Origin of the sequence: Methylobacterium aquaticum, assembly GCF_016804325.1 — a bacterium.
Lineage (GTDB): Bacteria > Pseudomonadota > Alphaproteobacteria > Rhizobiales > Beijerinckiaceae > Methylobacterium > Methylobacterium aquaticum_C.
Genome location: NZ_CP043628.1, coordinates 113,899 through 128,944 on the forward strand (window position 1 = coordinate 113,899; position 15,046 = coordinate 128,944).

11 protein-coding genes and 1 pseudogene are annotated in these 15,046 nt (G+C 68.8%); 10 read left to right on the forward strand and 2 right to left on the reverse strand.

Features of this window, described 5'->3' with window-relative positions; genetic code table 11:
• The first annotated feature begins 310 nt into the window (after positions 1-310).
• Entirely contained in the window at positions 311-634 is a 324-nt protein-coding gene (locus F1D61_RS32835) for a DUF736 domain-containing protein (RefSeq protein WP_203159435.1), read from the forward strand.
• Between the two features lie 175 nt (positions 635-809).
• Here F1D61_RS32835 and F1D61_RS32840 read toward each other — a convergent pair whose 3' ends face one another.
• A complete protein-coding gene (locus F1D61_RS32840) occupies positions 810-1,235 on the reverse strand; it encodes a hypothetical protein (protein ID WP_203159436.1) in 426 nt (141 codons plus the stop codon).
• 250 nt (positions 1,236-1,485) lie between these two features.
• On the opposite strand from F1D61_RS32840, the gene F1D61_RS32845 reads away from it, so the two are divergent.
• The 4 genes from F1D61_RS32845 (at position 1,486) to F1D61_RS32860 (ending at position 5,852) form a co-directional block, all read left to right on the forward strand.
• Entirely contained in the window at positions 1,486-2,502 is a 1,017-nt protein-coding gene (locus F1D61_RS32845; RefSeq protein ID WP_203159437.1) for an ArdC family protein, read from the forward strand.
• Entirely contained in the window at positions 2,502-3,275 is a 774-nt protein-coding gene (locus tag F1D61_RS32850) for a hypothetical protein (RefSeq protein WP_203159438.1), read from the forward strand. The genes F1D61_RS32845 and F1D61_RS32850 overlap by 1 nt, the downstream gene beginning before the upstream one ends.
• A gap of 60 nt (positions 3,276-3,335) precedes the next feature.
• Positions 3,336-3,479, forward strand: coding sequence for a hypothetical protein (locus F1D61_RS32855; protein WP_203159439.1), 144 nt, complete (start codon positions 3,336-3,338; stop codon positions 3,477-3,479).
• A gap of 114 nt (positions 3,480-3,593) precedes the next feature.
• On the forward strand, positions 3,594-5,852 hold the full coding sequence (locus F1D61_RS32860) for a ParB/RepB/Spo0J family partition protein (RefSeq protein ID WP_203159440.1): 2,259 nt from the start codon (positions 3,594-3,596) through the stop codon (positions 5,850-5,852).
• Positions 5,853-6,031: 179 nt separating this feature from the next.
• Here F1D61_RS32860 and F1D61_RS32865 read toward each other — a convergent pair whose 3' ends face one another.
• Positions 6,032-6,664, reverse strand: a complete 633-nt coding sequence (locus F1D61_RS32865) for a MucR family transcriptional regulator (RefSeq protein WP_246776039.1) — start codon at positions 6,662-6,664, stop codon at positions 6,032-6,034.
• A gap of 244 nt (positions 6,665-6,908) precedes the next feature.
• Here F1D61_RS32865 and F1D61_RS34665 point away from each other — a divergent pair, with 244 nt between their 5' ends.
• From F1D61_RS34665 to repC, 5 genes and pseudogenes are all read left to right on the forward strand, one after another.
• Positions 6,909-8,732 (forward strand): hypothetical protein, encoded by a 1,824-nt coding sequence (locus F1D61_RS34665; protein WP_246776040.1) that lies wholly within the window; start codon positions 6,909-6,911, stop codon positions 8,730-8,732.
• Positions 8,732-9,727, forward strand: a complete 996-nt coding sequence (locus tag F1D61_RS32880; RefSeq protein WP_203159442.1) for a hypothetical protein — start codon at positions 8,732-8,734, stop codon at positions 9,725-9,727. The genes F1D61_RS34665 and F1D61_RS32880 overlap by 1 nt, the downstream gene beginning before the upstream one ends.
• Positions 9,728-9,737: 10 nt before the next feature.
• Positions 9,738-12,011 carry a DotA/TraY family protein gene (locus F1D61_RS32885; protein ID WP_203159443.1) on the forward strand — a complete coding sequence of 758 codons (2,274 nt, stop codon included), beginning with the start codon at positions 9,738-9,740 and terminating at the stop codon, positions 12,009-12,011.
• Positions 12,012-12,025: 14 nt separating this feature from the next.
• Complete coding sequence (locus tag F1D61_RS32890) at positions 12,026-13,354, forward strand: hypothetical protein (RefSeq protein ID WP_203159444.1); 1,329 nt, start codon at positions 12,026-12,028, stop codon at positions 13,352-13,354.
• 404 nt (positions 13,355-13,758) lie between these two features.
• Positions 13,759-15,035: pseudogene (repC, locus tag F1D61_RS34910) on the forward strand (plasmid replication protein RepC).
• The last annotated feature ends 11 nt before the right edge of the window (positions 15,036-15,046 follow it).

Below are 15,046 nucleotides of genomic sequence, written 5' to 3' on the forward strand. Positions count from 1 at the left end.
CGGAGCCATCGGCGTAGGGAGGCACCTTGTGAGCCGACCAGGGTGTTCCTGCCAGCTGGCGCCGAGCCGCCCAAGGGCCTCGTGGATGAGCGGTTCTATCCGGGTCGCCCGGGACCACCGCAACGGCGGAAGCCGGGTTTCTTCCCCGCCGCCTGCGGCGTCTCCTCGCGCTAACCAAGAAACCCGGCCCTCGCCGTCCTCCGCTGCGCTGCGGCCTGCACGCAGGTGCGGCGCCGGTCGCCTCCGGCTCAACGACCGCCATCGAGGCCGCAAGGGTGCGGCTCCGGGCAATGGGACAAGGAACACCACCATGGCGACCATCGGCACCTTCACCCAGACTCAGACCGGCTTCTCAGGCGACATCGCCACCCTGACGATCCAGGCGCGTAAGGTCACGATCGTGCCGGAGACGGAGCGCAGCGGCGAGACCGCGCCGACCCACCGGATCTACCTCGGCAAGGCCGAGATCGGGGCCGGCTGGGCCAAGGTGTCGAAGGGTGAGCGGGACTACATCTCGGTCAAGATCGACGACCCGAGCCTGCCGGCTCCCCTCTACGCCCGCCTCTTCGCCGAGGAGGACGGCAAGACCCACTCGCTGATCTGGACCCGCGAGAACAACCGCCGCCGGAGCTGACCCAGGCTTTCACGGGCCCCGCCGATCGCGGCGGGGCCGTACCTGCGATAGAAGGAGCCCGCTCGATGGCTTACGCGTTGGCCAGGATCACGCCCAGGCGCAAGCCCAAGCCGCCCGGGAGTTACATCATGGTCGATCTCGTCACGAAGGAAGACCTTCTCACCTCCCAGGAGCTTCAGACGCTCACGATGACCGTGCGGCTGGGTGGCATGATGGTGGCCGGCTTCGTCACCATGTTCGGGGCGCTCGCCGCTCTCATCAAGCTCACCAGACCGGCATCTCGGCCCGCGCCGCCGCCCGCCGTTCGCTCCGGACTGCGTCCTCGCGGCCGGATCGTCTCCTCCGCCAATTCCCGCAGGATCTCGGCGCGCGTGGCCAAGCCCTTCGGCACGTAGCCGAGTTGTACGAGTAGCAGGTTCAGCAGCTTGAATTGGTGCGTGTGCTCGACCTGTGCATTCGCCAACTCGCTCTTGCTCACACCGGCCGCGGGCCGGCCATCGTCCTCCAGCACATCGAGCCGCATCAGCGCCGTGAGATAGAGGCGGTGGGCTGTGCGGGTGCGCTGTTCGAGAGTCTCCCCTTCGCCGCTCGTGCGATCCAAGGTCGTCCCCCTCGTCTTGCCCTGCCGCAGGGAATTCCGTGCGGTTCCCTTGCAATCGTAAGATATATTATTTTATCGATCCAGCAACCAAGAGGCGAGTGTGCCATAAGCGCCTGTTGCCGGCGCGCATCTCCCTGGCTCGCGTCGTGGCCAGGCCGGGAGGTCGCGCCGGAGGCAGAGAAGGCCTGGAAGGTCACGACGGGAGATCAGGCCGGAGAGAGGCTCCGGCGCCCGTCGCGAGACCACACCGATGGCCCGACGCCCCTCCTCCCGGAAAGCCCCTGCCCGCCGCACCGAGGCCGCTCCAGCCTCGCGCGTCGACCTCTACCAGCGCATCACCGACACGATCATCGCCCAGCTCGAGCAGGGCCGGGTGCCCTGGGTGCAGCCGTGGGGCGATCTGCCGGGTGCCGCTGCGGTCGGGATGCCGCGCAATGCCCAGACCGAGCGGGCGTATTCCGGCATCAACGTCATGCTGCTGTGGGCAAGCGGCATGGAAGCGGGCTACCCGACCCAGCGCTGGCTGACCTTCCGCCAGGCGCTCGCCCTCGGCGGCTGCGTGCGCCGCGGCGAGAAGGGCACCCCGGTCGTTTACGCCAACCGCTTCACCCCCGAGCAGGAGCGTGAACGGGCTAGCGCTGCCGGTGAGGAGGCGCGGTCGATCGCCTTCCTCAAGCAGTACACGGTGTTCAACGCCGCGCAGTGCGACGGCCTGCCGGAGAACCTGTACGTGCCGCCCCCGTCGCCGCGCGAGGACCTGATCGAGCCGCGCTTCCGCGCGCTGATGGAGGCGAGCGGGGTGCCCATGCACATGGGCGGGCAGAGGGCATTCTACCGCCCGGCCGATGACGCGATCGTGCTGCCGCCGCCCCAATCCTTCTTCGAGCCGGTGAACTTCCACCGGACCGCGGCGCATGAGCTGTCCCATGCGACCGGCCACCCCTCCCGGCTGGCCCGCGACTTCAGCGGGCGCTTCGGCAGCGAGGGCTACGCCCGCGAGGAACTGGTGGCCGAGATCTCGGCGGCCTACGTCTGCGCGAGCCTCGGCATCGTACCGACGGTGCGGCATGCCGACTACATCGCGTCCTGGCTCGATGTGCTGCGCTCGGATCCCCGCGCGATCGTGCAGGCGGCGGGGATGGCCAGCCGCTCGGCCGACTGGCTGCTCGCTCGCCTACCGGCCGAGCTCGCCGCGGACGGCGCCGGCGGGCCGGACGAGGGAGATGAGAGCGACGAGATCCCGGCGGACATGCAGGCGGCAGCGTGATGCGGTTCAAGCGCTGGCCGCGGCCGACGGCCTACGAGGACACGTCGCGCAAGCGCGCGGCGTACCGGCGCAAGCAGGTCCGCGAACAGGCGGCCCTGCCCCTGTTCGCGCCCGTCATCGCCGAGCGGCAGCTCGACGTCGGCGAGGAGATGATCCGGCGCACCGGGTACTGGGAGCGCCAGCAGCAGGAGAGCCGTCGGCAGCGGGCCGCGGGCTGGCGCCGGGCTCGCGAGCGCCTGTTCAAGCACCCTGAGCCTCGCCGCTTGGCGATCCGGGCGCTGTGGCGGATCTGCCCGTACCCGGCCGATCCGAGCTACCTCGCAACGCTACTCAACGAGATCGCCACGGGGCGGATCGACCCGGCGCGGCCCCCATGGGGTGGGCGACACACGCTTACCCCGCGGACGACACCGAACCCAGCGAGCTTCGGGGAGGCCTTCCACCAGATCGGACAGCGCACGGTTGGCGGCGGGCCGAAGACGACGGGCGCCGAGGAGCGCCTGTTCTGCGGCAATCTCGGGTCGGGGATCCTGTTCCTCGCCTCGCGCGTGCGGCTGATCGAACCGAGGGAGAGCTTCTACACCACGTCCAACCACCGTCTGCGCGACAGCCACGTCGGCCGGTCCGGGCATTGGATCGACCTCAAGGTGCGAGGTCACTGTTCGGATGCAGACTTGGCCGTGATCGCCCGCCTGGCTCAAGCCGAGGACACCCGCCCCGTGATCGTCCGGCGGCATCGCGGATCCGGGCCAGAGCAGGAGGAGGGCATCTGAGGGCAGAGTTTCTCGACACCAGGACAGACCCTGCTCCCCGCCACTCGGAGGCAGGCTCTAGTGGCCGAACCCCATCCCTACTCGATGACCCTCGATCTGGACGTTCAGGATCCCTCCCGCGTGCTCGAAGCCGCGGCCGGCAAACTGGTCTCGCCATTGACCCTCACCGAGGATCCCGGCGCCGCCCGTCAGGCCGCTGCCTGATCCGGCCCAGTCTCAGTCCCGGGGGCCCCTTCCGGAGTCAGAGGGGGGCTTCGCCTGCGTGAGGGTTTTGAGGTCGGGAGAGAGCCCGGCCGCCCGAACTAAGGATGATGAGCCATGACTAGGACCAAGGCCGCCGCCAAGATCGCCGCCACCGTCAAGATCGTACTGACCGAGGTGGCGTCGATCCCGTTCGACAAGCTCAGTCTGTCCCAAGCGAACGTCCGCCGGATCGCCGACGGTATGAGCATCGAAGATCTCGCCGCCGACATCGCCCACCGCGGCCTGCTCCAGAGCCTGAACGTGCGCCCGGTCCTCGACGAGGCAGGCCAGGAGACTGGCCGCTACGAGGTGCCGGCCGGGGGGCGCCGCTACCGCGCGCTCGAGCATCTCGTGACCACCGGCCGGATGGCCAAGACTGTCAAGGTGCCCTGCATCGTGCGCGCGGCCGGCAGTGCGATCAGCGCGACCGAGGACTCGATCGCCGAGAACGCGATGCGCGAGGCCCTGCACCCGCTTGACCAGTACCGGGCGTTCAAGGTGCTTGCCGACACCGGCATGTCCACCGCCGACATCGCGGCGCGCTTCTTCGTCTCGGAGAAGATCGTGATCCAGCGCCTGCGGCTCGCCGGGGTCAGCCCGACCCTGCTCGAGGCCTACGGCGCCGGCCAGATGACGCTGGAATGCCTGATCGCCTTCACGGTCACGGAGGACCAGGCGCGCCAGGTGCAGGTCTGGGAGGCGCTGAAGAAGCGGGGCGGGTTGAGCAACTGGGGCATCCGCCAGGCTCTGACCGAGCGCACGGTGAGCATGGGCGAGCCGCGCGCCATCTTCGTCGGCCAGGATGCCTACGAGGCCGCCGGCGGCGTGGTCCTGCGTGACCTGTTCACGGAGCGCGGCGAAGAGTGGTTCCAGGATCCCGCGCTGCTCGACCGTCTGGCTGAAGCGAAGCTGGCCGAGTTCGGTGCCACCGTGGCGGCCGAGGGCTGGAAGTGGGTCGAGGTGTCGCTCGCGCTGATGAGCAGCCGCGTCCACGGCCTGCGCGTCCTACCGACCCGCTCCGATCTGAGCAAGGCGGAGCAGGAGGCCTTGGAGGTGGCCCTGACCGAGCGCGAGCAACTCGACAACGAGTACGGCTACAGCGAGGACGAGTGGCCCGCCGACGCCGCGCATCGGATGGCTGTGCTGGAGGGTGAGATCGCCGCGCTCGAGGCGCGCGCCGCCATCTACGACCCGGCCGACATCGCGATCGGCGGCGCCTTCATCACCCTCGATTACAGCGGCCAGCCGAGCGTCCGACGCGGCTATGTCCGGCTGGAGGACGAGCCCCGGGCGGAAGCCGAGACCACGGCGGGGGCGGAGCATGGATCTGCCCCGGCGGCCGCGGCGCAGGCGCCGCTCGGCGAGCCGGTCGCGCCCTCCTCGGGCGGGGTTGCCGCCCCGGCGCCGGTGGTGATGCGCACGGTCATCACGATCGGGGGCGGCGCTGCCCCGGTCCCCCCCGCTGCGGAGCCGGAGGAGGTCGAGCGCCCGCTCTCCGAGCAGCACCGGATCGAGCTGACCACCTACCGCACCATCGCGCTGCGCGAGGCGTTGGCTGACGATCCGGTCGCCGCCTTCATCGCGGTTCTGCACGCCATGGTGATCCGGGTCATCGTCACCGCCTACCGCACCGGGTCCTGCCTGGAGATTTCGGCCTCCTCGGCCCGGCCCGACCACACCGTCCAGGGCCTCGAGGCGTACCGGCCGGCGAGCGCCCTCGACGTGAGGCGCGAGGCGTGGGCCCGGCGCCTGCCGGCCGACCACGAGGCGATCTGGGACTTCCTGGTTGATCTTAGCTCCGAGGAGCGCACCGAGCTGTTCGCGCTCTGCGCCGGCCTCTCGATCAACGCCGCGCACTCGCCCCATGACCGCCGCCCCGAGGCGATGCCGCATGCCGACCAGATCGCGACCCTCGTCGGTCTCGACATGACCCGCGACTGGAAGCCGACGGCCGCCAACTATTTCAACCGGGTGACCAAGGGCCGGATCCTGGAGGCGGTGCGCGAGGCCAAGGGTGAGGACACCGCGCGCCTGCTCGAAGGGCTCAAGAAGTCGGAGATGGCGCGCGAGGCCGAGCGGCTGATGGCCGACAGCGGCTGGCTGCCCGAGCTGCTGCGCACGCCCGGCCTGACCGCCGAGGTGCCGAGCGAGCCGGCCGAGGCCGCCGATCCCGAGGGGAACCAGGCGGTCGAGGGCGACGCCTTGCCGAAATTCCTAGTCGCCGGCGCGGCTGAGGCTGAGGGAGAGGCCGAGCCGCTTCCGTCCTTCCTCGACGGCGAGGACGGCCCGGGCGACGGCGATCACGACATGGGGTACGCCATCGCCGCCGAGTGAGGGCTATGGATGGGTGCGGGCCGTGCGCTCGTACCCGTCCCTGCCCAGATCTTTGAAGGTGTGCCACGGCGACCTGCTGAGGACGCTCACCAACGCCGACCGTGGGGAGCGCGTCGGGTGGTGGCGCAGGACGAAGGCGGTGGCCTGATCTCGCCCACGATCTGCACGAGGCCCAGGCGTCAGCCCGGGCTTGCGGCCTGCGCCACCTCGCCCTGCCGGCGCCACACGGCTCGGGTGAGATCCGTGTCGGACGCCTTCGGCTTGGAAAAGGTTTCGACGCTCTGCGTCTGCCTCTTGGCTTTCATGACGTAGGTCTTGCGCGGCTTGGCCGTGCTGCGGTCGTACTTCCCGAGATGCCTCTGGCGGGCGAGCTCAGCGCGATGCTTGAGGTCGGCCGCTGGCATCATCGGGTAGTCGTCGGGCAGGCCCCACTTCTTGCGGTAGGCGTCCGGCGTCAGGCCGAACAGCCGGAGGTGCCGGGCCAGCATCCGGTAGCGCATGCCGTCCTCGAAGCAGACAAGGTACGTCTCCTGGACCGAGTCCGCCATCTCCTTGAGCGAGAGGAGGCGCGCCGGGGCCTGCGGGCGGGGATAGTCCGACGCGACGTAGGACACTTCGGGTACGGCCGGGGCGATCACGGACGCCGTCAGGGCGATCTCGATGTCGCGCGGAGACCTAAGCGCCCTCGACACCGTCGTGACGAACGTGGCGAGATCATCGGCCGGCAACCGGTTGCCGGCCACATATCCCATCACGATCCGAGCCGTGCAGCGCAAGAGATCGGCGTCTTCATTCGATTGCGGCCGGTTCAACCGACGAATCCCTCCGCTGTGTCTGATTGTTTCATGCAAGCGCATGACTCGGCCATCGGTCAATGGTCTTAACCATTCCGCAAGGAAGCTGCTGTGTGGAACGGCACTCGGTGTGTCCGCGATACTGCACTGCGGGATTAAAATTCTGCGTGCTGAGAGGAAGAGAAGCCCTGTCGGGGATTAAGCCGGCGCGAGGACGAGAGAGAGCCCTGCGGCCCGGCATGATCTGACAGGAGCCGCGCCCATGAACTTCTCCATCAGCGCCAAGGACTTCCAGGCCAGCACCGTTCATACCCCGAGCCCGACCGCCATCGTCGAGGCCGGCACCCGCCTCGCCGATGCGCTGGCGCAGGGCCGGGCGATCGAGACCGCCGCCCTGCGGGCGGCGATGGAGGCCGCCTGCGGCGGCAGCGATGCCGGAGGCCTGTGGTTGTGGAAGGATGCCTACGAGGCCGGTGAGGTCGCCCAGGTGCTGTTCCTGCGCCGGTTCTGGCCGGCGATCCAGGCCAAGGCCACGATCCCGGCTGCCCGGCTCGCGATGCTCGCCCGGATCGCCGGCATGCTGCCGACCCACACCCGGCGCAGCGAGGAGAGCGAGAGCCTCCAGCAGTTCTCGACGCCCCTTCCGATCGGCTACGTCGCGGCGCTGGCCTGCGGGTTGCGGCCGGGCGAGGCGCTGCTGGAGCCGTCGGCCGGAACGGGCCTGCTCGCGATCCACGCCGAGCTTGCCGGCGCGCGCCTCCACCTCAACGAGCTGGCCGCGACCCGGGCGGGCCTGCTCAAGACCCTCTACCCGGCGGCTTGCGTCACGCAGCTCGACGCGGCGCAGATCCACGATCGCCTGGCCGATGACGTCGCGCCGGGTGTGGTGCTGATGAACCCGCCCTTCTCGGTCGCGGCCCATGTCGAAGGCCGCTATCGCGACGCGACCGGCGATCACCTCCGCTCGGCTCTGTCCCGGCTCCCCCGCGGCGGGCGCCTGGTCGCCATCACCGGCGAGAGCTTCCGGCCCGATCGCCCGGCCGCGGCCAAGGCCTTCGCGGAGCTCAGCGACCGGGGCGGACAGCTGGTGTTCTCAGCCGGGCTGTCGGGCCGCGCCTACGCCAAGCACGGCACCACCGTCGACGTGCGCCTGTCCGTGTTCGATCGCTTGCCCGACGGCGAGGCGGGCCCGCACATCGCTCCGCTCGGGCTTATGGACGACCCGGCCGGGCTGCTGGCCGCCGTCCTGGCGCATGTCCCGGCACGCCTGGAGCCGGCCTCCGCACCGGCCCGCCTGGAGCCAGTCGCCGTACCGGTCCGGCGGGTCGCGATCCCGGGCCTCTCCCGCAAGGCGGGCCCAGCCCCGCGCGCCCTCCCCTCGTCCCAGGTCGCCGCGGCGGCTGCCGCGAGCGTCACCGCCGCGGAGATCGCCTACGATCCGTGCGGTTCGAACACGAAGGCGCAGGGCCTCTACACGGCGATGACCGGCTCCCCCGCCGCTCGCCGGCAGATCGTCACGCCGGTGCGTGCCCAGCCCGGCCGCTATGCCGACCCGAAGGACTGGGTCAACGACATGACGTCCGGTGCCGCCCCCGACGGCGCCGCGCTCTACAGCGGCGACGCGCAGGGGGCCTCCAAATTCATCAACGCGGTCGTCGGTCCACCCGACAGCCGGCCGCAGGACACCGCCGCGACCGCCACCAGCGACCGGGATCGCCTGGAGAAGACGGGGAAGGACACCTACCGCTCGATGACCGCGGTCGTGCTCGCCGACATCGCCGCTGACTTCAGGCCCGACGGCCCGATCGCGCAGGCGCGAAACCTGTCGACCCACTGGCAGGGCAACGACGGCGGCGCGGCGTGGGCGGCGGGCGTGGCCGGCCAGCACGATCGCGGCATCATCCAGGACGCGGTGCGGATGGAAGCGGCCAACCTCGCGCTGCTCGCCCACCAGATCAAGCGCGGCATGCGCACCGAGGCCACCGCCGCGGCGCTGCTGCTCGCCATGGTCAATGCCCGCCTCACGAACAGCGTGCCTGCGGTCAACCGCGGCTCCCTCACCCCCGCGAGCTTCCAGGCGCCGTGATGAAACAGGTCCTCCTCGCCGTCTCCGCCGCCGCCCTCGCGGCCAGCCTCGCCGCGCCGGCGGCCGCGCAGACCTGCTTTGTGGCCGATCCGATCTGGATCGCCGGCCACAACAGCGCGACCGCCACCCTGACCACCCGGGTGGCCACCATGGGCACCAACATCGCGACCCAGCGCAGTCTCACCCTCGAGCTGCTCCTGAGCGCCATGAAGGTGCAGACCGCCCAGACCTCGACCAATGGCGAGCGCGAGGTCAACCTCGCCAGCAACACCCAGCAGGCCGTCGCTTCGACCCTGTCCCAGGTCTCGCAGCGCCGTGCCCTCGTCGACGCGCGCGAGCAGTACGGGATCGACACCGGCCAGGGCGTGAATGCCTGCGGGTCGATCGACCTGATGAACTCGACGAGCCGCTCGATGGGCAACGTCGCGAAGAGCGGCCGGGAGACCTACCGCAGCCTCGACGTGGCGCCTGGCAAGAACACCCCGGTCCAGGAGGCCGCCCGGAACCGCTTGCAGGATCCGACCAAGACCGACGCCTCGGTATTCTTCGATCCCTCCGCCAGCGACGACGACCGCAAAGCCGTGATCGAGGCGATGGCCGGCCTGCCGATGCCGAAGCCGACGGCCAACATGACCGGCGCCGAAGCCGACGTGATGATGCTACGCGCCCGCAAGGTCGAGGCCCTGCGCTCGCCCGCACTCGTCTCGCTCAGCGCCGTGCGGGCGATGTCGTCCTCCGACGACCACCAGACCGGCACCACCGCCGGATCGCCGCTCGCCCAACTCGACGCGCTGATCGGCCAGTACGGCGGCGGGCCTCAGTACGAGGCGTGGTCGGCCGGGCTCGCCGGCCAGTCCGAGCACGGGCTGCTGATCGAACTCACCCGCATGCGCTCGATGTCGCTCAGCTTGCGCCAGCAGCTCATCGAGCAGCAGGCCCGCACCTCAGCGGTGTTCGGCACCATCCTGGCCACCCAGGCCGGCGGCAACCTCTAGGGATCCCCCCATGCTCCGCAGGATCGCCGCCGGTGCTGGCAGCCTCGGTCTCCTCGCTGCCGCGACGGCCGCCCAGGCCCAGACGACCGGCAAGGAGATCTTCACGCCGGTCCAGAACGACCTGGCGCTCATCAACCTGCGCAAGCTCCTCGGCTGTGTGGTCGACGGCGTGTGGACCGCCGCGACCTGCTCGGACGACCGTCCGCTCACGGTGGCGCTGGGGTATTTCAATATCGGCTGCCTGATCGTCTCGACGATCCTTGCCTGCTACCTGCTCTACTCGCTGGTCGCCGACACCGCGAACGACGGCCAGGCCTTCGGGCGCGGATCCTCCGCCAAGTACACCCTGCTGCGGGTGATGACCGGCGCGATCCTCAGCCTGCCGATCAAGAGCGGCCTGTCTCTCGTGCAGATCCTGGTGGTGCAGATCGCCGTCTGGGGGTCTGGCTTCGGCGACACCCTCTGGACCCGCGTCGCCGGGACAGGGCTCGCCGGCATGTACGGTACGCTGGCCCAGCCGACCCCGGCGCTCGGCGACTTCGCCCTGCGCGGCAAGCTCGCCAAGTTGCTGGAAGCCCGGCTCTACGGTCACGTCTGTGCTCAATCCTTGCAGCAATATGCCAACAATGTGTCGGGCCGCGACAATGCCGCCGCGATCGTCTCGCGGACCGTCACCGACACCGGCAGCTTCGGATCGTGGAGCCCGCAGACGACGACGTACTACTTCGCCGACTCGAACGGGTATTTCCGCAAGTCGAACAACCTGTGCGGCTCGGTCGTCTACGAGCACCAGAAAATCAACGTGAAACTCGCCGACGCGACGGACGCCTCGACGACATCGCTCCTGATCGCGCTGGCCGAGCAGCAGAGCCAGCGCGCGTTCCAGGCGGCGATCGGCAGCCTTGACGGTGCCGCGAGCGGGATCGCCACCACCATCATGTCCGGCCGTCGCGACGAGGAGGCGATCCAGACCCGCATCAAGGAGGCGGTCGACGCGGCCTATACCAGCGTCAGCCAGAGCCTGACCCAGAACAACAACGCCCAGCTCGACCAGGCCCTGCGCAACTATTTGTCGAACTCGACCGAGAACGGCTGGCTCTCGGCCGCGATGTGGCAGCGCTCGATGAGCCTCGTCCAGGCCAAGCTCCTCGCAGCTTCAGCCGGTCCGAGCGCCTCGGTGACGGCAGTGCCCCCGGCCAGCATCGCCACCTACATGCCCTCGCTCGGTCACAGCGCGTACTGGCCACTTGCCCAGGAGGCGCAGCGCAACGTCACCTATGTCGGGACATTCAGCGGCTTCATCGCCGCGCAAGGCACCGGCAGCGTCGCGCGCATCGCCAGTGATGATCCAGCCGCACAGAACGACCCGCCTAATGTGTTCGCCAGGGCGCTTTCGGCGATCTACTCGGGCGTGCTCGGGGTCATCAGCCGGCCGGAGAGCACGACCTGGAGGGACCCGATCCTCGAGGTGCAGGAGATCGGCCAGAGCATTGCGAACTATGGGCTTGCAGCGACGGGAGCTGGTATCGGTTCGGATTTTGTCGGATGGGGATTAGGGTTTGTCAAGCATCCGGCAGGGCAAGTTGGGCAGGATATTGCTGAGAAGGCGTCTGGATTTTTCTATTTTCTAGCTACGATCTTGTTCGCAGCTGCCTTCATGCTGGTTGGACTCGTGCCGTTCGTAGTCATCGTCCACTTCCTGATGGGCACCTTCAACTGGTTTCTCATCGTCGCCGAGGCGATGATCGCAGTGCCGATCTGGCTCCTCACGAAGTTCATGCCGGCTCGCTCCGACAGCTTCGTCGGCAACAGTGGCCAGGGCTACATGTTCTTCCTCGGCATCCTGCTCCGCCCACCCCTGATCGTTGTCGGGCTCCTCGTCTCGCTCCTGTTGATGCGGGTGGGCATCGATATCACCAACGTGTTCTTCCGCGGCGCGCTGGCGATGCTCTCGCCCGACGGGACCATCGCCTACGCCATGGTCGGGACCGCTGGCCTGTTCGTCTATGCCGTGATCCTGTTCTCGATCGTCATGCTATCGGCCGGCCAGATCAGCGCCCTGCCGGAAACCGTGCTGTCCTGGATCGGGGCGCAGATCGAGCGGCGTACCGGCAGCAGCACCGCGACGGCGGCGGCCGGCATCGTCATGCCGAGTTCGCCCAACCAGATCCCGGGCGGGAACGCGGCCAGGACCGCGGGCGCCCTTACCTCCGGCACCCGGGCAGGCTCGAGTGCGACCGGCCGGACCATGCTGTCGATGATCCGTGGTCGGACCAAGGGTTGAGGGGAGCACGAGCGATGAACGATGACTCCCCCAAAGAGGTCGCGTGGCATTTCGGGATCGCGACCGCGCTCTCCGTGTCGCTGTGCGCCGCGCCGTTCGTGCCCGAGGCGATCCTGGCCTACGCCGGGTACCGCTTCCTGCGCCACTTCACCTACGGCTGGCGAAACTGGCGCGCGCCCGGGCGCGTGCCGCACCACCTCGGACGCCGCGGCTACCGCGACGAGACCACGCGCCGGCGCGGCGACGCCACCTGGCCGATCGGCCTGGCGAAGACCGGCCAAGTCTGGCTGCGGCGCGAGGACCTAGTTCAGGGCGTGGCGATCGAAGGCGACGATCCGCAGTTCCAGGCTCAGGCGGTCGCCAACCTCGTGTTCGGGGCCTGCATGAACGGCATGGGTGCCATCATCGTCGAGGGCATCCCCCAGCCCTTCGCTCGGAACAAGGCCGATCTCGACGAGGGGAAGGTCGCCAAGAAGCCGGAGATGCTCACCCGGCAAATCTCCCAGATCGCGCAGCCCTTCGGCCGGGACACCGAGGTCTATTCGATCGATCTCGACGCCGTGCCGCAGCCGCCCCTGCGGGTCGCGGCCTCGACCTTGACGGCTGCGATCGCGGACATGCGCCTTGGACCCGAGGCTGAAGCCTTGCACAAGGAACTACTGCCGCTCGCCATGGCGATCGCAACACGGCGCGATAAGAGCCCATTCGAGATCTACGCCGCCTTCCTCGACGAGGTCGCGCTCGGTCAACTGGTCGAAGGCAGATACGAGATCGACGGGCACGAGGTCGATGCCGGCGAGGACGCATCGGCCGAAGGGGCGGCTCTCCGGAGGGCGATCAAGCCGATCCAAAACCTCCCGGACGACAAGCGCGAGTTCGGGCGCAAGGCCCTTGCCGCTCACGCGGCCGAGATTGCCGGTCTCAAGAGCGTGTCGCTGACCGAGGGGTTCGATCTGCGCTCCGCCATCTCGGCGCGGGGGATCGTCTGCATCCGCCCTTCCTCGCCGCTGACCACCGCGCTCGTGATCGCGCGATGCGTCGAGGCCCTGGTCGAAGGCGGGCCTGGCCATGCCGCCGACACCCTCATTCACGTCGTCTATCCCGCAGAGCTGTCGGGCAAGTCGGCGCGGCGCTTCCGGGCCGCCGCCGTGCAAACGGGGGCGATTGGTACCCTCTCCCTCCCAGCGAGACCGCCCGGCCACATCTACAAGGCCGTCCGGAAAATCACCGCCGTTCGCATTCTGGCCAGGACCGGCTCTCGCAACGGAGCTAGCGAGGACGCAAAGGTCATCTCCACGATCAAGGACTGCTCGTTCACGGTCGACATTGAGATGCCCGCGTGATCGAGAGTCTAACCCGCAAAGGGCCTAACAACAGACTATCTACGTTGAAAATACGCTCGAATCACATCCAGGACGTGATTCGGGTTGACAACCCTCGCCGTGGGGCCGGAGATGCCATTTCGCCGGCTCTTGGCCTGCGAGTCGTTACCAGGAGTTCAACGCCGCCGCAGAGCACCCCTGAAAAGCCATCGGCCCCCACCTCCTTGCCGGGAAGTGAGAGCCGAGTGACCGTTACCAGAAGGCTGTAGGAGCCGAAAAACCACCTCCTACAAGCCACAGATCGCCCCCGGGCGTCAAGCAAGAAACGCAGTTTCTTGTAACGGAGAGGCTTTGCCTGGAGGAGGACGCCCCTATGGGGTGACCTCACGAGCTGTCGCGGCCCGACCAGAGAGGGATCGGGCGTCATGAATGAGAACAGTGGCCGCCTCGGTGGGGTGGTCAGGCGACTTACCGCGCCGTTCGGCGCGCGATCGCTGACGGCTGCCCAGATCACGGCCCAGACTGAGGTCGCGGCGGACAAGCCGGCCGGCATCGTCGCAGAGAAATGGCGCGTCCTGCACGATCTCACGACCGCAAAGGCACGGCTTGGCTTGTCGTCCGCGACCCTCGTCGTGCTCGAGGCCCTGCTCACCTTCCTACCCGAGGTCATGTTGGCTCCGACGAAGGACACCCCCGACCTGGTGGTCTTCCCCTCGAACCGTAGCCTCGCAGCCCGGGCGCGGGGTCTCTCCGAGGCGGCGCTTCGGCGACACCTCTCGGCCCTCGTCGAGGCCGGCCTGGTGATCCGGCGCGACAGCCCCAACGGCAAGCGCTACGCACGCCGGGGCGAGGGGGGCAGGTCACCCATGCCTACGGCTTCGACCTCACCCCACTCGCCCAGCGGGCAGCCGAGTTCGCGGCCCTCGCCGATGCTGTCCGCGCCGAGGCCCTTGCCCAGAGCCTTGCCCGCGAGACGGTCAGCCTGCTCCGGCGCGACTGCGCCAAGCTCCTCGACGCCCTCGACGTAGCGGACGGGTGCGGGGATCCTGGAGAGCCGACACCGGCCGAGCTGCGCGAGCGCTACCGCGCCCTCGTCGCTGGCTATCCCCGCCGGCCGGAGCCCGCTGAGGTGAGAGCCATAGGCGAGGCGCTCGAAGTCCTCGCCCTCGCCCTGAGCAGGGCCCTGATTGCGCGACAAGAATCCAAAAAATTGAGCGGCAAAGCCGCTCATTTCGAGCGGCACATACAGAGTTCAAACCCTGATAGGCCTGTTAGTGAAAAAGCATTCGGGGATGGGAAGAAGCCGGCCGGTCCTGCCGAAACGGGCAGGGAGCGTGCCGTAGCTGACCAGAGCGCAATACGATCAACTTATCCGCTCCACTCCGTGCTCGAGGTCTGCCCGCAGGTGCAGGACTACGCGCGCTCTGGAATCCGGTCGTGGGACGACTTGATGGACGCGGCCGACCTGATCCGGCCAATGCTCGGCATCAGCCCCGCGGCCTGGAGCGATGCCCAGGACGCTATGGGGCCTGAAGCGGCAGCGATCACCCTCGCGGCGATCTTGGAGCGTTCCGCGAGCATCAAGAGTGCCGGCGGCTATCTACGGTCTCTGACCGAGCGAAAACGCGACGGGAAATACTCGCTCGGCCCTGTTCTCCAGGCTCTTCGACGGGCGCGACTTAATCGCAATGTTATGTTATGATGAGGTATCCG